The organism is Ralstonia sp. 22086 (assembly GCF_052045975.1).
Taxonomy (GTDB): domain Bacteria; phylum Pseudomonadota; class Gammaproteobacteria; order Burkholderiales; family Burkholderiaceae; genus Ralstonia; species Ralstonia wenshanensis.
Window position 1 is genome coordinate 86,721 of record NZ_JBQEPZ010000003.1, and the last position, 24,084, is coordinate 110,804.

The 24,084-nt window shown below is 64.1% G+C and carries 21 protein-coding genes and 1 riboswitch; of the genes, 14 read left to right on the forward strand and 7 right to left on the reverse strand.

Annotation, left to right across the window (positions count from 1 at the left end; genetic code table 11):
• The first annotated feature begins 64 nt into the window (after window positions 1–64).
• Both ACTJK6_RS13585 and ACTJK6_RS13590 read left to right on the forward strand, forming a co-directional pair.
• Window positions 65–784, forward strand: a complete 720-nt coding sequence (locus ACTJK6_RS13585; RefSeq protein ID WP_232040481.1) for a TetR/AcrR family transcriptional regulator — start codon at window positions 65–67, stop codon at window positions 782–784.
• Complete coding sequence (locus ACTJK6_RS13590) at window positions 781–1,365, forward strand: TIGR00730 family Rossman fold protein (RefSeq protein WP_012762323.1); 585 nt, start codon at window positions 781–783, stop codon at window positions 1,363–1,365. Before ACTJK6_RS13585 ends, ACTJK6_RS13590 begins: the two co-directional genes overlap by 4 nt.
• Window positions 1,366–1,377: 12 nt before the next feature.
• Here ACTJK6_RS13590 and ACTJK6_RS13595 read toward each other — a convergent pair whose 3' ends face one another.
• Genes ACTJK6_RS13595 through ACTJK6_RS13610 form a run of 4 tightly spaced genes read right to left on the reverse strand, consistent with a single transcriptional unit; the run spans window position 1,378 to window position 6,137 of the window.
• On the reverse strand, window positions 1,378–1,956 hold the full coding sequence (locus ACTJK6_RS13595; protein WP_260801845.1) for a DUF924 family protein: 579 nt from the start codon (window positions 1,954–1,956) through the stop codon (window positions 1,378–1,380).
• A 50-nt stretch (window positions 1,957–2,006) separates the two neighbouring features.
• Window positions 2,007–2,411, reverse strand: coding sequence for a group II truncated hemoglobin (locus ACTJK6_RS13600; RefSeq protein WP_147214697.1), 405 nt, complete (start codon window positions 2,409–2,411; stop codon window positions 2,007–2,009).
• A gap of 34 nt (window positions 2,412–2,445) precedes the next feature.
• On the reverse strand, window positions 2,446–4,980 hold the full coding sequence (locus ACTJK6_RS13605; RefSeq protein WP_440839360.1) for an ABC transporter permease: 2,535 nt from the start codon (window positions 4,978–4,980) through the stop codon (window positions 2,446–2,448).
• Window positions 4,981–5,036: 56 nt separating this feature from the next.
• A complete protein-coding gene (locus tag ACTJK6_RS13610) occupies window positions 5,037–6,137 on the reverse strand; it encodes a substrate-binding domain-containing protein (RefSeq protein WP_260801847.1) in 1,101 nt (366 codons plus the stop codon).
• A 158-nt stretch (window positions 6,138–6,295) separates the two neighbouring features.
• On the opposite strand from ACTJK6_RS13610, the gene ACTJK6_RS13615 reads away from it, so the two are divergent.
• Window positions 6,296–7,144 (forward strand): substrate-binding domain-containing protein, encoded by an 849-nt coding sequence (locus tag ACTJK6_RS13615; RefSeq protein ID WP_440839361.1) that lies wholly within the window; start codon window positions 6,296–6,298, stop codon window positions 7,142–7,144.
• Window positions 7,145–7,183: 39 nt separating this feature from the next.
• On the opposite strand, the gene ACTJK6_RS13620 is transcribed toward ACTJK6_RS13615, so the two are convergent.
• Entirely contained in the window at window positions 7,184–8,131 is a 948-nt protein-coding gene (locus ACTJK6_RS13620; protein ID WP_065858913.1) for a LysR substrate-binding domain-containing protein, read from the reverse strand.
• A 213-nt stretch (window positions 8,132–8,344) separates the two neighbouring features.
• Between ACTJK6_RS13620 and xdhA the strand changes: the two genes are divergently transcribed.
• From xdhA to ACTJK6_RS13650, 6 genes are all read left to right on the forward strand, one after another.
• Window positions 8,345–9,859, forward strand: a complete 1,515-nt coding sequence (xdhA, locus tag ACTJK6_RS13625; protein ID WP_440839362.1) for a xanthine dehydrogenase small subunit — start codon at window positions 8,345–8,347, stop codon at window positions 9,857–9,859.
• 4 nt (window positions 9,860–9,863) lie between these two features.
• Window positions 9,864–12,230 carry a xanthine dehydrogenase molybdopterin binding subunit gene (gene xdhB / locus ACTJK6_RS13630; RefSeq protein ID WP_440839363.1) on the forward strand — a complete coding sequence of 789 codons (2,367 nt, stop codon included), beginning with the start codon at window positions 9,864–9,866 and terminating at the stop codon, window positions 12,228–12,230.
• Window positions 12,231–12,243: 13 nt separating this feature from the next.
• On the forward strand, window positions 12,244–13,278 hold the full coding sequence (gene xdhC / locus ACTJK6_RS13635) for a xanthine dehydrogenase accessory protein XdhC (protein WP_440839364.1): 1,035 nt from the start codon (window positions 12,244–12,246) through the stop codon (window positions 13,276–13,278).
• Window positions 13,279–13,280: 2 nt separating this feature from the next.
• Window positions 13,281–14,318 (forward strand): adenosine deaminase, encoded by a 1,038-nt coding sequence (locus tag ACTJK6_RS13640; RefSeq protein ID WP_440839365.1) that lies wholly within the window; start codon window positions 13,281–13,283, stop codon window positions 14,316–14,318.
• A 17-nt stretch (window positions 14,319–14,335) separates the two neighbouring features.
• Complete coding sequence (gene guaD, locus ACTJK6_RS13645; protein ID WP_322017287.1) at window positions 14,336–15,670, forward strand: guanine deaminase; 1,335 nt, start codon at window positions 14,336–14,338, stop codon at window positions 15,668–15,670.
• Window positions 15,671–15,683: 13 nt separating this feature from the next.
• Window positions 15,684–15,853, forward strand: a riboswitch (yybP-ykoY riboswitch).
• 54 nt (window positions 15,854–15,907) lie between these two features.
• Window positions 15,908–16,480 (forward strand): TMEM165/GDT1 family protein, encoded by a 573-nt coding sequence (locus ACTJK6_RS13650; RefSeq protein WP_260801854.1) that lies wholly within the window; start codon window positions 15,908–15,910, stop codon window positions 16,478–16,480.
• 216 nt (window positions 16,481–16,696) lie between these two features.
• On the opposite strand, the gene ACTJK6_RS13655 is transcribed toward ACTJK6_RS13650, so the two are convergent.
• Window positions 16,697–17,944 (reverse strand): urate hydroxylase PuuD, encoded by a 1,248-nt coding sequence (locus ACTJK6_RS13655; RefSeq protein ID WP_440839367.1) that lies wholly within the window; start codon window positions 17,942–17,944, stop codon window positions 16,697–16,699.
• 14 nt (window positions 17,945–17,958) lie between these two features.
• Window positions 17,959–18,312 (reverse strand): hydroxyisourate hydrolase, encoded by a 354-nt coding sequence (uraH, locus tag ACTJK6_RS13660; RefSeq protein WP_232040494.1) that lies wholly within the window; start codon window positions 18,310–18,312, stop codon window positions 17,959–17,961.
• 376 nt (window positions 18,313–18,688) lie between these two features.
• Here uraH and ACTJK6_RS13665 point away from each other — a divergent pair, with 376 nt between their 5' ends.
• From ACTJK6_RS13665 to uraD, 5 genes are all read left to right on the forward strand, one after another.
• Window positions 18,689–19,447 carry a GntR family transcriptional regulator gene (locus ACTJK6_RS13665; RefSeq protein ID WP_232040495.1) on the forward strand — a complete coding sequence of 253 codons (759 nt, stop codon included), beginning with the start codon at window positions 18,689–18,691 and terminating at the stop codon, window positions 19,445–19,447.
• Between the two features lie 92 nt (window positions 19,448–19,539).
• Window positions 19,540–20,949 carry a nucleobase:cation symporter-2 family protein gene (locus tag ACTJK6_RS13670; RefSeq protein ID WP_260801855.1) on the forward strand — a complete coding sequence of 470 codons (1,410 nt, stop codon included), beginning with the start codon at window positions 19,540–19,542 and terminating at the stop codon, window positions 20,947–20,949.
• A gap of 4 nt (window positions 20,950–20,953) precedes the next feature.
• Entirely contained in the window at window positions 20,954–22,372 is a 1,419-nt protein-coding gene (locus ACTJK6_RS13675; protein ID WP_440839368.1) for an 8-oxoguanine deaminase, read from the forward strand.
• Window positions 22,373–22,483: 111 nt separating this feature from the next.
• On the forward strand, window positions 22,484–23,446 hold the full coding sequence (gene puuE, locus ACTJK6_RS13680) for an allantoinase PuuE (RefSeq protein ID WP_440839369.1): 963 nt from the start codon (window positions 22,484–22,486) through the stop codon (window positions 23,444–23,446).
• Complete coding sequence (uraD, locus tag ACTJK6_RS13685) at window positions 23,443–23,967, forward strand: 2-oxo-4-hydroxy-4-carboxy-5-ureidoimidazoline decarboxylase (RefSeq protein WP_232040499.1); 525 nt, start codon at window positions 23,443–23,445, stop codon at window positions 23,965–23,967. The genes puuE and uraD overlap by 4 nt, the downstream gene beginning before the upstream one ends.
• Window positions 23,968–24,084 lie beyond the last annotated feature (117 nt).

Genomic DNA, 24,084 nt, shown 5'->3' on the forward strand with positions numbered 1-24,084 from the left:
ACGATCTCTTATAATCCGGGCACCAATACGCCACGGAGACAGGGCCACCGGCCTTGGCAGTTCAATGGAAACCAAGCAGCATTCCACCGGCCCACGCCGCACGCGTGATCGCATCCTCGAAGTGTCGCTGCGCCTGTTCAACGAACTGGGCGAGCCCAACGTCACCACCACGACGATCGCCGAAGAGCTGGAGATCAGCCCTGGCAATCTGTACTACCACTTCCGCAACAAAGACGACATCATCAACTCGATCTTTGTGCAGTTCGAGCAGGAGATCGCGCGTCGCCTGAAGCTGCCGGATGACCACAAGGCCACACTCGATGAGACCTGGGGCTACCTGCAGTACATGTCGGAGTTTCTTTGGAACTACCGCTTCCTGTACCGCGACATCAACGATCTGCTCGCGCGCAACCGCATGCTTGAACTGAACTTCAAGCGCATCGTCGAGCAAAAGCGCCACTTCGCCATGGACATCTGCCACCAGTTCATCGAAGACGGCGAGATGGAAGCCACGGCCGAGCAAGTCGACGTCATCTGCACCAATATCGTCGTGATCGCCACCTATTGGTTGTCGTTCCAGTTCGTGCAGCACCCGCGTCAGTACAACGACCAGAACGCGATCCGCGACCACCTGCACGGCGCGAGCTACCACATCCTGTCGATCCTCGCGCCTTACCTGCGCGGCAAGCCGCGGCGGGCGTTCGATTTGCTGGCGGTGAGCCGCAGCAACGATCCGCCTATCGGCACCGCGGGCACTCCAAGCAACAACACCCCTGCTAAATGAAATCGATCTGCGTTTACTGCGGCTCCAGCCCGGGCGAGCGCCCGGAATACAAAGCCAATGCCATCGCGCTGGGCAACGAGATGGTCAAGCGTGACCTCACGCTCGTCTACGGCGGCGGCAACGTCGGCCTGATGGGCGTGGTGGCCGATGCGGTGCTGCACGGCGGCAGCCCGGTCATTGGCATCATCCCGAAATCGCTGGTGCGCAAGGAGGTCGGGCATAAAGAGCTGACCGAGCTGCACATCGTCGACAGCATGCATCAGCGCAAGCAGATGATGGCTGACCGTGCAGATGCCTTCATCGCCATGCCCGGCGGCGTCGGCACCTACGAAGAGCTGTTCGAGACGTTCACGTGGCTGCAGCTGGGCTATCACAACAAGCCGATCGGCCTGCTGAACGTGGCGGGCTTCTACGACAAGCTGCTGGCCTTCATCGACCACGCCGTGCAGGAAGGCTTCCTCAAGCGCCACCACGCCGATCTGCTGCACGTGAGCGACGACCCTGCCGCGTTGATCGACATGCTGGCGCGTGCGCCTCGCGAAACGGTCGACAAGTGGTCGGAGCGCCGCGAGCGCACGTAAGCACCGCCAGCGCTAAAACGACGACCCCGGCTGCGTCAGAAACTCAGCTTCCTCGGGTGTGGAAACGCGCCCGAGGGCATCGTTGCGATGCGGGAAGCGCCCGAAGCGCGCCACGATCTCGCGGTGTTTCTCCGCCCAGATGAGCGGGTCCGCATCACCTTCCTGGTCACGCAGGCATGTGTAGAGGCGAATCGATTCGTCCTGCGCAGACAGCGCCTCGCTATGCTCGAACGGCAGGTAGCAGAACATGCGGTGATGGCGCGTCGGTAATTGCGCATCCCACCCTGCTGCCACGACGATCTGCGCGGTGTGCAGCGCAGCCGCGTCGCTGGCAAATGCGCGAGCACTGCCGCGAAACATGTTGCGAGGGAACTGGTCGAGCACGACGATGCGCGCGATGGCGTCGAGCGGCGTATCCATCCAGGTGTCGGCGTCTCCCGTGGAAAGCGCTTCCCACAGGGGCAAGAAGCGCGCGCGGATCTCGGCATCAAATGCGTCAGATTTGGTGAACCACTCCGGGCGTGCGTCAATCAGCGGCGCATTGCCGAACCAGAACGCGAGCACGTCGTCGGCGGTGGGCAAACCGATCATCGGGGTCTCCTTGAATCTGCTTTTTGTACGGTGCGCTTTAGCGCGGCACCTTAGCGCTGCACGTTCCGCATCCAGTCGGCGGTTTGCCAGAACGCCTGCATCAGTCGCATCTGCAGGGCTTCGTCCAAGCCAATATCTTGCATGGCGAGTGCCATGCAGCGCATCCACTGATCACGCTCCTGCGTGCCGATCTCGAACGGCATATGCCGCGCGCGCAGGCGCGGGTGGCCAAAGCGCTCGATGAAATGATTTGGGCCGCCCAGCCAGCCGCACAGGAACCAAAACAGCTTGTCGCGCGACCCATCCAGGCTTTGCGGATGCAGTGCGCGCAGCACAGCAAATTCGGGCTCCAGATCCATCAGGTCGTAGAAGCGGTCAACGAGTTCGCGCACGCGCGCTTCGCCGCCAATCAGGTCAAAAGCCAGGGCTTCCTGGCCAGAAGTTGCGTCAGTCATACAGCGTCAGTCACATCAGAAATTTCAGGCGTCGTCATGCGTCACGAAGCGTTGCCATGGCCGGGCGACGCAGCACGTCGCGCAACCCCAACCAGCCGCCAACAAAGGCGCACGCCATACCGCTCACGATGCCCACCGGCAGGATCGCCGGGTTGAAACGATACGGAAAATCGAACACGTGCGCCGAGAGCACCCAGCCGATGGCGATTGCGCCTACCCCTGCCATCAGCCCAGCCAGGCCGCCCACGATCAGTACTTCTGCATACTGGGTCTGACGTACCACGGCGGAGCCCGCTCCGAGCGCCCGTAACACGCCGGCATCGCGCAAGCGCTCGTCACGCGAGCCGGAGAGCGCGGCATACAACACCAGCACACCTGCCGCCAGCGTAAAGACGAAGAGGAATTCCACCGCCGCCGTCACCTGATCCAGCACGCCCTGCACTTGTTGCAGGATCAGCTCGGTGTCGACGACCGTCAGGTTTGGAAACTCACGCACGAGCTTGGCCGGCAGATCAGCCTGCCCGGTGGGAATGCGGAACGCGGTCACGTACGTCTGCGGCATGTCGTGCAACGCCACGGGCGGCAGGATCACGAAAAAGTTCACGCGCATCGAGCTCCAGTCGAGCTTGCGCAATGACGTGATGGGCGCATCCACCGTCTGCCCGGCGACGTCGAAACGCAGCACGTCACCCAGGTGCAGGTTGAGCGTCTTGGCGATGCCCTCTTCCACCGAGGCCTCGGGCTTCTGCCCGCTGAACCATCGGCCGGCGACGATGCGATTTTCAGGCGGCTGCGCCGTGGCGTACGACAGGTTGAATTCGCGTTCGACCAGATTGCGGGCGCGCGATTCAGCATAGGTCTGGCGGTCGATCACCTGGCCATTCACCTGCGTCAGGCGCCCGCGCACCATGGGGTAGAGCTTCGGGTCGGCCACGCCGGCATGGGCTAGGGCTTGCGCCACGGGCGTCACCTGATCGGGCTGGATATTGATGATGAAACGGTTGGGCGCGTCGGCCGGGGTGGCGTTGTGCCACGAGCGGATCAGGTCATTGCGCGTCATGGCAAGCAACAGCAGCGCCATCAGGCCGACCGCAAGCGCCACGGTTTGCAGCACGCTCACGCCACGACGGCGCTCCAGTACGGCCAGCGCAAAGCGCCAACCCACGCTGAGCGCGCGACCACGCCCCAGCGACACCGCCAGCGCGCGCAATCCGCCGGCAGCCAGTAGCGCAAACACGACGATTGCGCCGGCAAACCCGGCGGCGGTGAGCGCACCAAGTTTTACGTCGCGCGCAGACACTACAAGCAGCGCAAAGAACGCCGCTGCACCCAGCGCATAACCGATCCATGCAGCAACGGCGCGCTCGGCCACATCGCGCCGCAGTACTCGCAGCGGCGCCACGCGCACGAGGCTCAGCAACGGCGGCACGGCAAAGCCGATCAGCAGCACCAGCCCCGCCGTCACGCCCACGACTGCCGGCCAGACGGATGGCGCGGGCAATGTCACCGTGACCAGGTCGCCGAGCGATGCCAGCAACAACCAATGCGCCCCATAACCCAGTGCCACGCCCACCGCCGAACCGATCACGCCGATCAGCAAAAACTCCAGCGCAAACGTGCCGAGAATCTGCCCCTGCTTGAGGCCCAGGCATTTGATGACGGCCACCGCATCGGTATGCCGCGTGGTGTAGCGGCGCGCGGCCATGGTGATCGCCACTGCGGCAATCATCGCGGCGAGCAAGGCGACGAGCGAGAGGAAGCGCTCGGCGCGGTCCAGCGTTTCGCGCATCTGCGGCTGGCCGTTCTGCAGCGATTCAACGCGCACGCCACGCAACTGGCGCGTCTTCGCTTCGTTCTCTGCCCAGGTGCGGAACGCGCTGGCAGCGGCATCGGGGCCAGCCACCAGCAGGCGATACGTGACCCGGCTGCCGTAGGTGACAAGCCCCGTCGAACCCAGATCCGACATGGGCAGCATCACCCTGGGGGCGAAATTCATGAAGCCGGCGCCGCGATCAAGTTCCTGGGTGATGACATGGGCGACCTTGAACGTGCGCGTGCCCAGGCGGAGCGCATCGCCCACGCGCATGCCGAGCGCTTCGAGCAGCGGTGCGTCCACCCACACCGTGCCTGCAGCAGGAATGCCCTGGATGGGCGCGCCCACGGTATCGCGCCCGTCATCGCTCACCTTGAGGGTGCCGCGCAGCGGGTAGCCCACGTCGACGGCCTTGATGGCAGCGAGTTGCGATACGGGTTCGCCCGAGGCGCCCTTTGCCAACGTGCTTGCCATGCTGGGGAAGGTGGCGGTGTGCGTGACTTGCAGGCCGCTCGCGCGCGCATGCGCCTCGATGTCGGGTGGCAACGGCTGGTCGGACACGATCAGGACATCCGCGCCGATCAGCTGGCGCGCGTCGCGCTCCAGCCCCGCATGCATGCGGTCGGCCAGGAAACTGACGGACGCCAGCGCTGCCACGGCCAACACCAGCGCGACGAGCAGGAGGTTCAGCTCACCGGCGCGCCAGTCGCGGCGCAGCATGCGCAGGGCTTGGGTCCAGACGGAGAAACGTGACATGGGCAGAACATTGACGGGGCGCTCGATCGCGCGAACCCCGCCATGTTCGCACGACTTCAGCGGGCCAGCGTGCGAGCCTCGTCAGCGTGCCAGGGCAGCGCCTGCTCTGCGGTCAGCAGCGAAACGTGCTCGGTCGGCCGGTAGCCTGCGAGGTGGCCAAGGCCTTCGCGGAAGGCGGGCTGACCGATGCGCTCGATCAGCTCGCGCACCCAGGGCGACAGCGCATCGTTGCGGCGCACCGCCAGGTAATACGTTTCGCGCGTCAGCGGAACAAAGTGCAGGCCGTGGGCTTCGGCGCCCGGGCGCAGGCCGAAGCCCACGTCCGCCCGTCCTTCCTGCACGGCCACGGCGACCTTGTCGCTGGAGAACTCCTGCTCGTCATACCCGTTGATCTGGTCGGGGTACAGCCCCGCGGCCACCAGCAACTGATCGAACAGCAAACGCGTGCCCGAACTGCGCTGGCGGTTGATGAAGCGCGCTTGCGTGCGCGCCAAGTCCCCCAGCGACTGCACCCGCCCGGCCCATTCCGCCGACATCATCAGCCCCTGCTCGCGATCAGCCAGGGCGATCAGGCGCACCGCGGTCGGGCGCAACCACTTGCGCAGTGTCTGGTGCGCGATCGAGCCCGCACCCTGCTGCGGGGCCACATAAAAGCCGGCCACTTCGCATTGTTTTTCCTGCAGGCAGATCAGCCCTTCAACGGCGCTGCAGAACACCGTATCGATGTGTGCCCCGTGGCTTTGCCGCGCAAACGTCTCAGCCAACACTTCCACGGCCGGGTCATGGCTGCCCGAGAATCGGATGCGCGCCTGCGACTGGGATGCGTCTTCCAGCTCCGACAGGAACTGGCCCATGGCTTGGTGGAGCGCCGGATCGAGCTGCTCGCGCAGGCGCATCTCGGCGCGGAGCATGCGCTCGCCAAAGAGCGTAAGCGACGCACCCCGGCCGCGCTCCATGTCGAGCAGCGAGCGGCCGAGCATTTCTTCCCACGCGCGCATCACCCCCCAGGCGTGCCGGTACGACAGGCCCACCTGTTTGGCCGCCCTGTGCAGCGACCCCGTCTCGCGCACCGCCCGCAGCAACTGAAACACCTTGCCATTGGCGCGCGGGTTGTCGTCCGGCCCCACCACCGGAAATACCTCGAACTGGAATGTCATTATGTTTATGGTTTCCTATTTACTTCCGCCGGGACCCAGGAGAACAATTCTGCTCATCCTCGGGGCAGGCTTATCGTGGCCGCTGGCTGCCCCTGACGTTGCCGACATCATGCAGCATCCGACATAAAGCGTCCACGCCTTCCCGCACCCCCCACAACATGCCTGGATTGTCCCAAACCCTTCGGCTATCTGCAGTCATCTGCATGACACTCGTGGTCGCCACCGCTGCATATGCTGGCGATCTCCGCATGGCCACCACCACCAGCACTGAAAATTCCGGCCTACTGAAAGTCCTGTTACCGAAGTTCGAAGCGGCCACTGGCATCCATGTGCAGGTGATTGCCGTTGGCACCGGCAAGGCGGTCAAGCTGGGCGAATCGGGGGATGTGGATGTGGTGCTCGTGCACGCCCGCCAACTGGAAGACGCCTTCGTCGCCTCAGGCGGCGGCATCGACCGGCGCGACGTGATGTACAACGATTTCCTCCTCGTCGGCCCCGAGACAGACCCGGCTCACGTGCGCGGCCAGAAGAACGTCATCCAGGGGATGGAGACCATTGCCGCGGCGGGCGAAAAAGCCGGCGCCAGGTTCATCTCGCGCGGTGACAACTCCGGCACCGACGTCATGGAAAAGGCTTACTGGAAGACAGCCAACATCGACCCGAAGGGCAAGCCGTGGTACGTCAGCGCGGGGCTCGGCATGGGCGAAGTGCTGAACATGGCCGCGCAGATGAACGCCTACACGCTTTCGGACCGCGCAACCTACGGTGCCTACCGTGCCAAGACGGGCCTCGACATCGTGCTGGCCGGAGACCCGCGCATGTTCAATCCCTACGGCATCATCGCGGTCAACCCGAAGAAATACCCCAGCGTCAACTACACCGATGCGACCAAGCTGATCGAATGGATCACGTCACCAGCCGGTCAGCAGGTGATTGCCAGCTTCAAGGTCAACGGGGAACAGGTGTTTTTCCCTGATTACGGGAAAGCGGTCGCAAGCGGAAAGTAACGCCGCGCGGCGGCATGGCAAAGCAGCGGCGGTGCAGCCTCAAGCCACCGCCGATTCCAACTGCGAATGCTGCGGCAACTCTGCCGCCACCTCGCCGATCATCCGGCGCAACCACATCACATCGGGCGCTGCGTGGCTGCGCTCATGCCAGAGTTGGTAAAAGCGCATCTTCGGGAACGCCATAGGCGGCGGGAGGATGCGAATCGGCAAATATTGGGCGCAGTGTGCGGCGAACTGGCGGCCGGTGGTGAAGACCAGATCGGTGCGCATCAGCACATATGGCACCAGCCCGAAATACGGCAGCGACACCTGGATCTGGCGCTTGAGCCCCTGCTCCGCAAGTGCCTGATCGATCATGCTGCGCTGCATGACGGCATACGGCGCGGGCGCCAGGTGGGGCATCTCCACATAGTGCTTGAGCGAAATGCCCTTGCGCGCGAGCGGGTGTTGCGCCCCCAACATGCAGACGACTTCATCGTCGAACAGCGGTGAAATGTGCAGATGTTCGGGCGGCGACAGCCAGTTGCCGATCACGAGGTCCATGCCGCCCTGCTCCAGTGCGGCCAGGTAATCGACGCCGGCATTGAGCGGATGCACCACCAGCTTGGCTTGCGGGGCCTGTTTGCGCAGACGCTCGACGATGTTGGGCAGGAAAAAGGCATCGAGATAATCCGGCGCACCGAGGTGAAACGTGCGGGTGGTGTTGCCGGGGTCGAATTCCTGCGACGGGCGGGCGATGCGCTCCATCGCCTCCAGGCTCTGCTGGGCGAGCGCCAGCAGATCATGGCCGCGCTCGGTCGGCACCATGCCGTTCTTGCCACGCACCAGGATGGCGTCGCCGGTGATCTCGCGCAGGCGCTTGAGCGTGTTGCTGATGGCCGGCTGTGACTGGCCGAGCTTGACCGCCGTGCGCGTCACGCTCTGCTCGGTGAGCAGCGTGTAGAGAACGCGCAGGAGGTAGGTATCGAGGTGATCTTTGCCGTGCATCTGGAGGCGGGTAACGGCTGCGCCGACCCTTCTAAAAGAAGTGCTTGGGGACGCTGTCAGTGTATGTCACCTGCACGCCGCGCCGCCAGACCGCTACCGGCGGGTATACCCCGGATTTTGGCTTTCCGATGCGGGTTATCACATGGGCCAAATATTGCATTCCTGGCCCGGTGCTATGGTTCCGTTACACACACAAACAGGCGTAGAACCCCCATGGAGACTCAGCCCATCCGCTTCTTCCACCGCGGCCAGGTCCGCACCGTCACGGACGCCCCGATCACTCGGACGGTGCTTCAATACCTGCGTGAGGACGCACACTGCACCGGCACCAAGGAAGGTTGCGCCGAAGGCGATTGCGGTGCATGCACCGTGGTGCTCGGCGAGCTGCAGGAAGATGGCAGCGTCGGCCTGAAGGCCGTCAACGCGTGTATCCAGTTCCTGCCCACGCTGGACGGCAAGGCGCTGTTCACCGTGGAAGACGTGCGCGGCAAGGACGGCACGCTGCACCCCGTGCAAGAGGCCATGGTGGAGTGCCACGGATCCCAGTGCGGCTTCTGCACGCCTGGCTTCGTGATGTCGCTCTACGCGTTGTACGAAAACACCGGCAACCAGGCGCCGATCCCATCGCGCCAGACCATCTGCGATTCGCTGACCGGCAACCTGTGCCGCTGCACCGGCTACCGCCCGATCATCGACGCTGGCGAACGCATGTTCGAACTGCCCGCGCCGACAGGCATCGACCGCACGCAGTTGGCCGACACGCTGCGCAAGCTGCAGCGCAAGGACACCTTCAGCTATGCACCCGTCGGCACCGAGAACGCACCGCGCTTCTACGCGCCGCGCACCGCATCGGCCTTTGCCGCCATCAAGGCCGCGCATCCGAACATCCGCATCCTGGCCGGCAGCACCGACGTCGGCCTGTGGGTCACCAAGCAGTTCCGCGATCTGGGCGACATCCTGTACATCGGCCAGGTAGCCGACTTGTACGCACTGGAAAAGCGTGACGGCTGGATCGAGATTGGCGCGGCCGTCTCGCTGGAAAAGGCGTACGAATTCCTGGCCGCCGACTACCCCGAGACGACCGAGTTGTGGAAGCGCTTTGCCTCGCTGCCGATCCGCAATGCGGGCACGCTCGGCGGCAACATCGCCAACGGCTCGCCGATCGGCGACTCGGCACCCGCGCTGATCGCCATCGGCACGCGCGTCGTCCTGCAGCGTGGCGAAGTCCGCCGCGAATTACCGCTCGAAGACCTCTACCTCGCCTATCAGAAGAACGCGATGGAAGAAGGCGAGTTTGTTGCCGGCCTGCGCATCCCCGCGCGTGAGGGCCGCGATGCTTTGCGCTTCCGTACGTACAAGCTGTCCAAGCGCTTTGACGAAGACATCTCTGCCGTGTGCGCGGCGCTGGCCATCGAGCTGGACGGTGACATGGTGCGCAGCGCACGCATCGCTTACGGCGGCATGGCAGCAACTTCCAAGCGCGCCGCTGAAACCGAAGCCGCCATCGTCGGCCAGCCGTGGAACGAAGCAACGGTGCGCGCTGCCATGGCAGCCATGTCGCGCGATTACACCCCACTGACCGACATGCGCGCGACCGACAACTACCGCCGCATATCGGCCGCCAACACGGTGTACCGCTTCTGGCTGGAAACCCGCCCCGATGCGCCGCTTGCGCCCGAACAGATAAATGTGCGCGCGGTCGAATTGAATACCCTCACAGCAGCGTAAGAACATGAACAAGCAAACCGAAGCCTTCCTGCTGGCGGAAGCCGATATTGCTGCCGCCATGCCTGATCAGCGCGGTGCTGTGGTGGGCATTTCGCGCCCGCATGAGTCTGCGCACCTGCATGTCGCGGGCACTGCCACGTACACCGACGACATTCCTGAGCTGGCCGGCACGCTGCACGCGGCGCTCGGCATGAGCACGCAGGCGCATGCGCGCATCGTCAACATGGATCTGGATCGCGTGAAGGCCGCGCCCGGCGTGGTGGCGGTATTCACGTCGGCTGACATTCCTGGCACGAACGATTGCGGCCCCATCATCCACGACGACCCCATCTTGGCGACCGACACGGTGCACTTCATCGGCCAGCCGATGTTCATCGTGGTGGCCACGTCGCACGATGCGGCCCGCCGTGCGGCGCGTCTGGGCAATATCGAATACGAAGTCCTGCCCCCGCTGCTGACGCCTGAAGAAGCGCGTGCCGCCGGCAAGTCCGTGCTGCCGCCAATGCACCTCAAGCGTGGCGAGCCGACCGACCGCATCGCTGCCGCGCCGCACTCGGAAGCCGGCAAGATGTCGTTGGGTGGGCAGGAGCAGTTCTACCTCGAAAGCCAGATCTCGTACGCCGTGCCCAAGGAAGACAACGGCATGCACGTGTGGTGCTCGACGCAGCATCCGACCGAGATGCAGCACATGGTGTCGCACATGCTGGGCTGGCATGCCAACCAGGTGCTGGTCGAATGCCGCCGCATGGGCGGTGGTTTCGGCGGCAAGGAATCGCAATCCGGTCTGTTTGCCTGTTGCGCTTCGCTGGCGGCGTGGAAACTCGCCTGCCCCGTCAAGCTGCGTCCGGACCGCGACGACGACATGATGATCACCGGCAAGCGGCACGACTTCCGCTTCGCCTACGAAGCCGGCTACGACGACGACGGGCGCATCCAGGGCGTCAAGGTCGACATGACCTCGCGCGCCGGTTTCTCGGCCGACCTGTCTGGCCCCGTGATGACGCGCGCCATCTGCCACTTCGACAACGCCTATTGGCTGCCCGAGGTGGAAATCGACGGCTTCTGCGCGCGCACCAACACGCAGTCGAACACCGCATTCCGCGGCTTCGGCGGCCCGCAGGGCGCGTTTGCCATCGAGTACATCATGGACAACATCGCGCGCTCGGTCGGCAAGGATGCCCTCGACGTGCGCCGCGCCAATTTGTACGGCAAGGACAAGAACAACGTCACGCCGTACGGGCAGACCGTGGAAGACAACGTCATCCATGAACTGCTCGACGAACTGGAGACGACGTCCGACTACCGCGCCCGCCGCGAAGCGATTCGCGCGTTCAATGCGACCAGCCCGGTCCTCAAGCGCGGCTTGGCGCTGACGCCGGTGAAGTTCGGCATCTCGTTCAACGTGAAGCACTTCAACCAGGCCGGCGCACTTGTGCACGTCTACAACGACGGTTCGATCCTCGTAAACCATGGCGGCACCGAAATGGGCCAGGGCCTGAACACGAAGGTCGCGCAGGTCGTCGCGCATGAACTGGGCGTGTCGTTCACGCGCATCCGCGTGACAGCCACCGACACCAGCAAGGTGGCCAACACGTCCGCCACGGCGGCATCCACAGGCAGCGACCTGAACGGAAAGGCCGCGCAAGACGCCGCACGCCAGATCCGCGAGCGCCTGATCGCGTTTGCCGCCGAGCATTACGAAGCGCCCATCGAAACGGTGGCGATCGTGGGCGACCATCTGGAAATCGGTGCACGCCGCGTGCCGTTCAACGAACTGATCGGCAAGGCCTACGTTGCGCGCGTGCAGTTGTGGTCCGACGGCTTCTACGCCACGCCCAAGCTGCACTGGGATCAAGCCAAGCTCAAGGGCCGGCCGTTCTACTACTACGCCTATGGCGCGGCGGTCTCGGAAGTGGTGGTCGATACGCTCACGGGCGAATGGCGGCTGCTGCGCTCCGACGTGCTGCACGACGCCGGTCGCTCGATCAATCCGGCCATCGACATCGGCCAGGTGGAAGGCGCGTTCATCCAGGGCATGGGTTGGCTGACGACCGAAGAGCTTTGGTGGAACAAGAACGGCAAGCTGATGACGCACGCGCCGTCCACCTACAAGATCCCGACGGTCAACGACTGCCCGCCGGACTTCCGCGTGAACCTGTTCAACAACGCCAACGTGGAAGACAGCATCCACCGTTCCAAGGCGCTGGGTGAGCCGCCGCTGCTGCTGCCGTTCTCGGTGTTCTTCGCCATTCGCGATGCAGTGGCTGCGGTTGGCGATGGCCGCACGAACCCGCCGCTGAATGCGCCGGCCACCAGCGAGGAAATCCTCAAGGCCGTGGATGCGATCCGCAGCGCCCCGCTGACCGCCTGAGTTGGGAGACACCATGGACCACACGCAACTGCGCCCATTCCGCTTCGCCGATGTGCTTGCCACCGTGCAGGCCGGGCAGCCATGCGTGCTGGTCACGGTGACGGACGTGCAAGGCTCTGCGCCGCGAGAACCGGGCACGCTCATGCTGGTGGGCACCGACGGCTTCTTCGGCACCATCGGCGGCGGCCACCTGGAATGGCGCGCGATGGAAATTGCGCAGGCGATGATGGACGTGCCCGAAGCCACCGGCGAAGCGCGCCGTCAGTTCGTACGCATTCCGCTTGGGCCGGCACTCGGCCAATGCTGCGGCGGCGTGGTCCGTCTGTCGTTAGAGCGCCTCGACGCGCGTGATGTGGACTGGATCGCCCTGGCCGATGACGCCATGCGCCAACGCCGCAGCCTGCGCCGCTTTGTCTCCGCTGATCCTGCGGTAGCGGTTGAAGCAAGCGTGGGCGACGCAGCTGCGGCCGGCGTGCAATTCGACGCCTGCGGATTCACCCAAACCGTGCTGCCGCCCGACATGTCGATTGTGCTGTGCGGCGCGGGCCATGTCGGGCACGCGATCGTGCGCGCGCTGGCGCATCTGCCCTGCCGCGTGACATGGGTGGACGAGCGCGATGCGATGTTCCCGTTTCCAGCGGAAGTGCCGCCGAACGTCGTCATCGAATCCACCGATACGCCGGAAGCCGTGATAGATCACGCGCCCGGCGGCAGCTACTTCCTGGTCATGACGCACAACCATGCGTTGGATCTCGCGCTGTGCGAACGCATCATGCGCCGCACGGACTTTGCCTACTTCGGCCTGATCGGCTCCAAGACCAAGCGCGCGCGCTTCGAGCACCGCATGGTCGAGCACGGAGTGGACCCGGCACGCCTGCCGGAAATGGTGTGTCCCATTGGCGTGGCGGGCATCGTGGACAAGGCGCCGGATATCATTGCGGTATCCGTCGTCGCGCAACTTCTGCAGGTGCGAGAGCTGCAACAGCACGCGCTCACCAGCGCCAGCAGCGGCGCGGCGGTTCCTTACCGAGTCCCCACGCCTGTCTAATCATGCCGATCTCCACCGCGCTTGCAGAACGCATCGCCACCAGCCCGAAAGCTGAACTGCACATCCACATCGAAGGCTCGCTCGAACCCGAACTGATGTTCGCGCTGGCTGAGCGCAACGGTGTGAAGCTGCCGTATGCGTCGGTCGAGGAAGTGCGCACCGCCTACGCCTTCGACGATCTGCAGTCGTTCCTCGACCTGTATTACGCCGGCGCCAGCGTGCTGCTTACCGAGCAGGATTTCTACGACATGACGGCGGCGTACGTGGCACGCGCACTTGCCGACAACGTCCACCACGCCGAAATCTTCTTCGATCCGCAGACGCACACCGCGCGCAACGTGCCCATGCATGTCGTCATCCACGGCATCGTCCGCGCATTGGACGACGCCGAGCGCGAGCACGGTTTTTCCAGCGCGCTGATCCTCTGCTTCCTGCGCCATCTGAGCGAGGAAGACGCATTCGACACGCTCGAAGCGGCCCTGCCCTACATCCAGGACCCGGCCAACCGCATCATCGGTGTGGGGCTGGATTCATCCGAGCGTGGCAATCCGCCGGAGAAGTTCGCGCGCGTATTCGCGCGCTGCAAGGAGCTGGGCCTACACCTGGTGGCCCACGCCGGCGAGGAAGGCCCGGCGCAATACGTGATCGACGCCCTCGACATCCTCAAGGTTGAGCGCATCGATCACGGCGTACGCGCCATCGACGATGCCGCACTCGTCAAGCGCCTCGCCGCCGAACGTATCGCGCTGACGGTCTGCCCGCTCTCGAACGAGAAACTGAAGGTCTATCCGGACCTGCGCGACCACTCGCTCAAACAACTGCTGGACGCGGGCTGCGCTGTGACGCTGCACTCCGATGATCCGGCCTACTTTGGTGGTTACATGAACACCAACTGGCTCGCCACCTTCAATGCCCTCGACCTGTCTGCGGCCGATGCGCACACGCTCGCACGCAACAGCTTCGAGGCGTCCTTCCTGCCCGAACAGGACAAAGCCCTGTGGCTTGCCAAGGTCGACGACCACTGGAAAGCCGCACACTAAAAATCTACGAAACGACGATGACCACGATGCCCCCGACTTCCAACAACGTTCACGCTTACCGCGGCCGCGTGCTGCATTTCCTGCACGATCCGCAGTATCGCGAGCGCGATGCCTATGAGTACTGGGAAGACGGCCTGCTCGTGGTCACGGACGGCAAGGTCGTGCAGGCCGGCGACTACGCCGCACTGCGCGAGAACCTGCCCGCCGGCACGCAACTGCACGATTACAGCGGCAAGCTGATCGTCCCGGGGTTCATCGATACGCACATCCACTTCCCGCAGACGGACATCATTGCGTCGCCGTCGCCTGGCCTGCTGCACTGGCTGGAGACATACACCTTCCCCGAAGAGCGCCGCTTCGAGAGCGAGCAGTACGCCGCTGGCGTCGCATCGTTCTTCCTCGACGAACTGCTGCGCAACGGCACGACCAGCGCCATGGTGTGGAGCACCGTGCACCGCAGCTCGGCCGAGACGCTGTTCACGCAGGCCCAGCAACGCGGCATGCGCATGATCACCGGCAAGGTGATGATGGACCGCAACTGCCCGGAATATCTGCGTGACACGGCCGAATCCGGCGCCCGCGACACGGCTGACCTGATCTCCCGCTGGCACGGCAAGGACCGTCTGGCCTACGCCATCACACCGCGCTTTGCGCCCACGTCGAGCGAAGCGCAACTGCAAGCGTGCGCAGAGCTCGCCAAGCAATACAAGGACGTCTTCATCCAGACGCACGTCGCAGAAAATCCCGACGAAGTGAAATGGGTGGCCGACCTGTTCCCGAACGCACGCAGCTACCTGGACGTCTACGACCGCTACGGCCTGCTTCGCAAAGGCGCCTTTTACGGCCACGCCATCTGGCTGGACGACGGCGACCGCCAACGCATGGCCGAATCCGGTGCAGCCGTGGCGCACTGCCCCACGTCCAACCTGTTCCTGGGCAGCGGCCTGTACAACTTCCACAAGAACGACGCTCACCGCCTGGCGCTCACGCTGGCCACTGACGTTGGCGGCGGCAGTTCGTTCTCGATGCTGCGCACGATGGGCACGGCGCATAAGGTCGCGCGCATGGGCGGCTATCACCTGACCGCCCTGAGGATGTTCTACCTGGCCACGCGCGGCGCCGCTGAAGCGCTGGGCTGGGAAGACCGCATCGGCAGCTTCGTGCCGGGCGCGGAAGCCGACTTCATCGTGCTGGACCCGGCAGCGACGCCGCTGCTGGCCCGCCGCAATGCACGCTCGGAAACGCTGGAAGAGCTGCTGTTCTCGCTGGCACTGCTGGGCGAAGACCGTGCCGTATCCGCCACTTACATCCAGGGTGAGCCGGCCAAATTCGCGGTTGGCGCCAACGCCTGATGCACTTATAATCTTGCCTTCCATTGGGGAGTAGCCGCCCGGGGTCGATACCCCGGGGGCCACGTCAACAGACTTGACCGCCGTCGCAATGACAGGTGGTTATGGCGTGGTCAGCCGCACTCAGGGTGCCACCCCGGCACCCGGTGACGCGCCTGGCGAGACCGATGACAACCCACTGCGGACAGGGCCGGCAGTGGCGCGTCATTGGTTCGCACACGGCCCGGACACCACAACAACATGGAAGCCTTTCTCGTCTCCACCGGCATCGTCGCGCTCGCAGAAATCGGCGACAAGACGCAACTGCTGTCGATCTTGCTGGCTGCACGTTTTCGCAAGCCGGTGCCGATCATCCTCGGTATCTTCATCTCCACCCTTGTCAACCACGCACTGGCCGGCGCTGTCGGTGGCTGGATCACACATGTACTTGGCGAGAACGTCCTGCGGTGGATCCTGGGGGTGGGCTTTATCGCCATGGCCGGGTGGATGCTGATCCCGGACAAGCTCGACGACGAAGAGGCGCCCTCCACAGCCCAGCGCGGTCTGGGCATTCTCGGCACCACCATCGTCGCCTTCTTCTTTGCCGAAATGGGCGACAAGACGCAGATCGCGACCGTGGCACTGGCAGCGCGCTTTAACGACGTGTTCTCGGTCGTGGCTGGCACCACCGTCGGCATGCTGCTGGCGAACGTGCCAGCCGTGCTGATGGGCAACAAGTTCGCTGCGCGCATGCCGATCACGCTGGTGCATCGGATTGCGGCGCTGATCTTCCTGGTGCTGGGTGTGCTGGCGTTGCTGGGCGTCGGGAAGTAAGCCGTCAATTAGAGGCTCTGGGGCTGCCCTGTCGGCGCCCCTTGCGGCCGGTGAGGCAGCGGTGAATCGCGCCCGGCCAAGGACACATCGCTGCAGACGCTTCAAGCGAAAAAAAAACGGGGCCGTAGCCCCGTTCAACCCTCACCGGTCATGCCACCCGCTAGGGAACGAATGGCATGCTCCGATAAACCTTTCTGTTGTTGCTCAGCGTGCGCCTCAGTTCGTCTTGGCGCCGTCCTCAAACCACTTGGCGATGATCGCGCGCTCGTCATCGGTGATCTGCGTCACGTTGCCCAGCGGCATCAGCTTCTGCTGCACGACTTGCTGGTAGACGAGCTGCGCATGCTTGCCCAGCTCTTCCGGCGTATCGAGCAACACGCCCTTGGCCGGCGAAGGCATCAGGGTAGGATGAGCCGAGTGACATTGGTAGCACCGTGCGGTAACGACTGCCTGTACTTTGGCGAAGTCCGAGCCGCCAGCGGCTGTCGGGGTGGCCGCTGCGGCCGTACCCGTCGCTGCCGCAGCAGGCGTGCTTTCGGCGCTAGGCGCTGCCGGACGCGACACCGGAGCGAGCCACACCGCCACACCCAACAGCACGGCCACGCCTGCTGCCGGATAACCCCAGTTCACCACGCCCTTGTGCTTGAGGATGAAGAACTGACGGATCAGCACGCCAGCCAGCATGATCAGCACCAGCACGGCCCAGTTGTACTTGGCGGCGTACGTCATGCTGTAGTGGTTCGACAGCATCGCAAACAGCACCGGCAGCGTGAAGTATGTGTTGTGCACGCTGCGCTGCTTGCCGCGCTTGCCGTGAATCGGGTCCGGCTTCTCGCCAGCCTTAAGCGAGGCCACCACCTTGCGTTGCCCCGGAATGATCCAGAAGAACACGTTGGCACTCATGATGGTCGCGATCATCGCGCCGATCAGCAGGAACGCCGCCCGGCCCGAGAACAGGTGCGTCGCTGCAAAGGCCGCGATCACCACGTAGATCGCCACCAGAATGCCGACCACGCGGTCGTTCTTGCCAAACACGCGGCAGATGGTGTCGTACACGATCCAGCCGACCACCAGGAAGCCTAGCGCCAGCAGCACGGCCGTCGTCGCCGTCATGTCGAACACGCTGCGATCGATCATGTAGACGTTGGCGTTGAACAGGTACACCACCGTCAGCAGCGCGAAGCCCGACATCCAGGTGGAGTACGACTCCCAGTAGAACCAGTGCAGATGATCGGGCAGCTGCTTCGGCGCCAGCAGGTACTTCTGCGGGTTGTAGAACCCGCCGCCGTGCACGGCCCACAGCTCGCCGTCGACGCCCTTGTCCTTCAGATCCGGCGCGGTCGGCTTGGTGAGGCTGTTATCGAGCCAGACGAAGTAGAACGACGACCCGATCCACGCGATCGCAACGATCACGTGCAGCCAACGCAAGAGCAAGTTGGCCCAGTCGAGGATATAGCCTTCCATGATTGCCCCGCTCCTTAGCTACCGCGATAGGTCGAATACGACCACGGCGACACCAGCAGCGGCACGTGGTAGTGCGCGCTCGTATCGGCCACGCCAAAGCGCAGCGTCACCACGTCCAGGAACGCGGGCTCGGGGAGTCTGACGCCGGCGGCGCGGTAGTACTCGCCCACGCCGAAGTCCAGCTCGTACACGCCGGTTTGCAGCGCGTCGCCTTCAAGCAGCGGCGCATCGCAACGGCCATCGTGATTGGTGCGAACCGATTTGATCGGTTGCCGCTGATTGTCGACAATTTTGAACAGTGCAATCGCCAGGTTTTGACCCGGCGTGCCTGCAGCGGTGTCGAGCACATGGGTGGTCAAGCGTCCCATTTGTCTTCCTCTGTAGTTCGAATTTTCAGAAGCGCCGCTGCCTCCACTTGCACCTCGCGCCAAACCCTTGTGGGACAAGGGCTGGCGTCGGGGCCCGCTCGGTACGTGCTGTGCACGCATCCCGGCGCGCGTCCAGCCGGTTTACGCCTGCCGTCCATCGGGGGAAGACATGCCAAACCGGCAAAGCCGTCGCTCGTTCTGGGCCCGACTCCTTGTCTTCGCCGTGTCTCTAGACCAGGCTCCAAACAGGGATTTCCCTAGTTTGTCGGATTCCCGAACGCATTTTGTTGACAATATTGAAGGCGGCCACGAATAATTGTCAACAGATTTTCGCAGTGGCTGATGCCGCGGCGCACTAATGAAAGGCAGGTCTGCCATGTCCAAGAATCTCAAGCTGGTCTCCACGGAAGCGGTGTCGAAGTCGGGCGCCAAAGCATCGGGGGCAACACGCATGTCGGTCGAAGAACGGATGTATCACGAGATCTACGACGCGATCATGGAACACCGCCTGCCCCCGCGCACGAAGCTGACGGAGCATGCGCTTTGCGAAATCTATGCCACCGCCCGGCATACGGTGCGCAAGGTTTTCTCCCAACTGGCCGCTGATGGCCTGGTTGACCTGGAGCCGAACCGCGGTGCGTTCATCGCCGCACCCTCCATCGACGAGGCCCACGCCATGTTCGAGCTGCGCCAGATCCTGGAGCGCGCGGTGCTCGACAAGGTGGGCCACAGCAGCAACCCCAAGGCGGCCATCGCGCCGCTGATGGAACTCGTCAAGCAGGAGCGCCAGGCATTTGTCACGCACGATCGTCCGCGCTGGATTCGCCTGTCTGCGGAATTTCACGTGGCGCTGGCCGAGCAATCCGGCAACCCACTGGTGGTCGAGATGATGCGCCGGCTGGTGTCGCGCACCACGCTGATGATCGCCAGCGTCGAGGCCCCGGGCAACAACGCCTGCTCGTTCGACGAACACCTCGACATCCTCAATGCCCTTGAGCGCGGCGACGCCAGCGCTGCCCAGGCCCACATGGCCCAGCACTTGCAATGTTGCGCCGATCGCGTGCGCCCCGAAGCGCCCGCTGATTTCGATCTGCGTTCGGTATTGGGCCCGCGCGGCGGGAAGGACAAAGTCTAGGACCGGTTTAGCTGTATCGGGCGAGCCGGCACGACAGAGGCCAGCCGCCACAAGCCGGACGCCGTCCGGCTTACCACCCAAAGGAGACCTTTATGGCAAGCAGCACCATCGCCGCCCCCACGGCGGATCTGACCAATGAGCGCGTGGCGTATGGACGCCTGCTCGCATTGGGCCTTCAACATGTATTGGTGATGTATGCAGGCACCGTGGCAGTGCCTCTGATTGTGGGCGGTGCACTGCATCTGCCCAAGGAACAGCTTGCGTTCCTGATCAACGCAGATCTCTTTGCCGCCGGCCTTGCCACACTTATCCAGGCCTTCGGTGTGTGGAAGTTCGGCATCCGCATGCCGGTCATGATGGGCGTGACCTTCGCGTCGGTGGGCCCGATGATCGCCATTGGCACCGACCCGAGCATCGGCCTGCTGGGCATCTACGGCGCTGTGATTGCGGCGGGGTTGTTCGGCATCATCGTCGCGCCGCTCATGGGGCGCGTGCTTGGGCTCTTCCCGCCGGTCGTAACCGGCACCGTCATCACGCTGATCGGCATGTCACTGATGGGCGTGGGGATCAACTGGGCTGCGGGTGGCCAGCCGACCATGAAGACGATGGTGGACGGCGTGCTCAAGACCGTGCCCAATCCGGCCTACGGCGACCTGAGCGGCTTGGGCATCGCGCTGGCAGTGCTCGTCATCATCCTGTTGCTGACGAAGTATGGCCGCGGCCTGATCGGCAATATCGCCGTGCTGCTGGGCATCGTGATCGGCACGTTCATCGCCATGGCGTTCGGCAAGGTCAGCTTTGCCGGCATCACCGACGCCGATTGGGTGGCCGTGATCACGCCGCTGCACTTCGGCATGCCGACCTTCCACTTCGGCGCCATCGCTTCGATGTGCATCGTGATGTTGATCACGCTGGTGGAATCGACCGGCATGTTCCTGGCGCTGGCCGAAATTACCGGCAAGAAGCTTTCCACCGATGACCTCACCCGTGGCCTGCGGGCTGACGGTCTTGGCACGGTGATCGGCGGCTTGTTCAACACGTTCCCGTACACCTCGTTCTCGCAGAACGTGGGGCTGGTGACGGTCACGGGTGTGCGCTCGCGCTTCGTGGCAGCCATGGGCGGCCTGATTCTGATTGCGCTGGGCCTGTTCCCGAAGATGGCCCACATCGTGGCGTCCGTCCCGTCCTTCGTGCTGGGTGGCGCGGGCATCGTGATGTTCGGCATGGTGGCCGCCACGGGTGTGCGCATTCTCGGCTCGATCGATTTCAACAAGTACCGCCACAACCTCTTCATCGTGGCGATCTCGATCGGCTTCGGCATGATCCCGACGCTGGCACCGACCTTCTTCCAGTATCTGCCGCATTGGCTGGAGCCGGTCACGCACAGCGGCATCGTGCTGGGCACGCTGGTCGCCGTCATCCTGAACCTTTACTACAACGGCATGCAGTCCGCCGAGCACGCAATGCGCGACGCTGCCGCCAACACCCACGGCACGGAGTAATTGCATGACCGCCACTGTCGCGCACAACGACCCGCTTCTGATCGCCCGTCATGCCGACGTGCTGGTCACCATGGATGCGCAACGCCGCGAGATCCCCGACGGCGCACTGGTTGCGCGCGGTGGCGTGATCGAATGGATCGGCGCCACGGCGGATCTGCCCTCGCAGTATCGCGACGCCATCGGTCAGCCGAATGTGCGTGTGATGGAGCTGCGCGACCACGTGGTCACGCCGGGCTTCGTCAACACGCACCATCACATGTATCAGAGCCTGACGCGCGCCCTGCCGGCCGCCCAGGACGCCGAACTGTTCGGCTGGCTGACCAACCTGTATCCGGTGTGGGCAGGTCTCACGCCGGAAATGGTGCGCGTGTCGACGCTCACGGCGATGGCCGAACTGCTGCTGTCGGGTTGCACGACCTCCAGCGATCACCTGTATCTCTACCCGAACGGCAGCCGGCTCGATGACTCGATCGAAGCCGCACAGCAGATCGGCATGCGTTTTCACGCGGCGCGCGGCAGCATGAGCGTCGGCCGCAGCCAGGGCGGTTTGCCGCCGGACCGCGTGGTCGAAGGCGAAGAGGCCATCCTGAAGGAAACGCAGCGGCTGATCGAAACGTGGCACAACGCCGACCGCCATTCGATGCTGCGGGTGGTGGTGGCACCGTGCTCGCCGTTCTCGGTCTCGCGTGACCTGATGCGCGAATCGGCCAAGCTCGCGCGCAGCTACGGCGTGTCGATGCACACACACCTGGCCGAGAACGATAACGACATCGCTTACTCGCGCGAGAAGTTCGGCCTGACGCCCGCCGAGTACGCAGAAGACCTCGGCTGGGTCGGCCGCGACGTCTGGCATGCGCACTGCGTCAAGCTCGACGCCCACGGCATCGATGTGTTCGCACGCACCGGCACCGGCGTTGCGCATTGCCCGTGCTCGAACATGCGACTGGCTTCCGGCATCGCCCCGATCCGCACCATGCGCGACGCCGGCGTGCCGGTTGGCCTGGGCGTGGACGGCAGCGCGTCGAACGATGGCGCGCACATGCTGGGCGAGACGCGCCAGGCCATGCTGCTCGCGCGTGTCGGCTTTGGCCCCGCGGCGATGAGCGCGCGCGAGGCGCTGGAGATCGCCACGCTTGGCGGTGCGCGCGTGCTCAACCGCGACGACATCGGCGCGCTCGCACCCGGCATGTCGGCCGACTTTGTCAGCTTCGATCGTCATCAGGTCGGTTTTGCCGGCGCCGACCACGACCCGGTTGCGGCGCTGGTGTTCTGCGCCCCGTCCAACGTGGCGCACAGCGTGATCAACGGGCGCGTGGTCGTCGAAGACGGCCGCCTGACCACGCTGGAACTCGACGCCCATCTCACGGTTCACCGGAAGCTCGCGCTGGAACTGGCGCAGGCTGCCCGGGCAGTCCCGGCCTGACGCGATGGCGCTTTGCCTTGTTCATGACGCCGCTGTGATGTCGTGAATTTGGAAAGCTGCATTCCACTGTCTGACCGGTGTTGTATGAAGTCTCCTCGACATGAAAAAACCATGACAAACAATAACTATCCGCGCGATCTCATCGGTTACGGCAAGAACCCGCCCAACGCCAATTGGCCGGGCGGCGCGCGCGTAGCACTGCAGTTCGTCCTCAACTACGAGGAAGGCGGTGAAAACTGCGTCTTGCACGGCGACGCCGGCTCCGAGCAGTTCCTCTCCGAAATCATTGGCGCTGCGGCCTACCCCGACCGCCACATGAGCATGGAGGGCATCTACGAATACGGCTCGCGTGCAGGCGTGTGGCGCATCCTGCGCGAGTTTGAAAAGCGCGGCCTGCCGCTGACGATCTTCGGTGTGTCGATGGCCCTGCAGCGCCATCCGGACCTGACCCAAGCCTTCGTTGACCTGGGCCACGAAATCGCCTGCCACGGCTGGCGCTGGATTCACTACCAGAACATCGACGAAGCCACCGAGCGCGAGCACATGCGCATTGGCGTCGAAATCATCCACGAGCTGACCGGCAACGCGCCGCTGGGCTGGTACACCGGCCGCGACAGCCCCAACACGCGCCGCCTGGTGGTCGAGCACGGCGGCTTTGCCTACGACGCCGACTACTACGGCGACGACCTGCCGTTCTGGACCGAAGTGCAAACCTCGTCGGGCGAGAGCAAGCCGCACCTGGTCGTGCCGTACACGCTCGACACCAACGACATGCGCTTTGCCAGCCCGCAAGGCTTCAATACAGCCGACCACTTCTACCAGTACCTGAAGGACGCCTTCGACGTGCTGTACGAAGAAGGCGATCCCAACGGCCTCGCACAGCCGAAGATGCTGTCGATCGGCATGCACTGCCGGCTGCTGGGCCGCCCCGCGCGCTTCCGTGCGCTGCAGCGCTTCCTTGACTACGTGCAATCGCACGACAAGGTGTGGATCTGCCGGCGCATCGACATCGCCCAGCACTGGATCCAAAACCATCCGTATGCCAAGCAACCCGTTTTGAGCACCGCAGCATGAGCCAGACCACCTATACCCTCTCGCAACTCAACGGCATGGACGCATCGCAGTTCGTGCAAGTCCTGGGTGGCATCTACGAGCACTCGCCCTGGGTTGCTGAACAGGCCGCCACGCAACGCCCGTTTGCTTCGGCGGAGGCGCTCGCGGCTGCCATGCGCAATGTCGTCGACACCGCGGGCATCGAGCCGCAGCTCAAACTCGTGCGCGCCCATCCGGAGTTGGCGGGCAAGGCCGCCGTGCGTGGTGAGCTGACCGCCGAGTCGACGCGCGAACAAAGCGGCGCGGGCCTGAACCTGTGCACGCCGGAAGAATTTGCACGCCTGCAGGCACTCAACGCCCAGTACAACGAGAAGTTCGGCTTCCCGTTCATCCTGGCGGTGCGCGGCTATGACCGCCACGGAATCATCGAGAACTTCAGCCAGCGCGTTGAGAACGACCGCGATACCGAGCTGCGTGCGTCGCTCGAACAGATTCATCGCATCGCGGGTTTCCGCTTGGCCGATTTGATTGCAGCACACTGATTTTTCAGGTTCATCAGCAAAAACAACGCTGTGGGCACGGTGTCATGGGGCATGGGACACCGATCGGCATGGAGCCTGACCAGCCGGCCTGTGACCGCATCAAAGAATGCGGCGCAA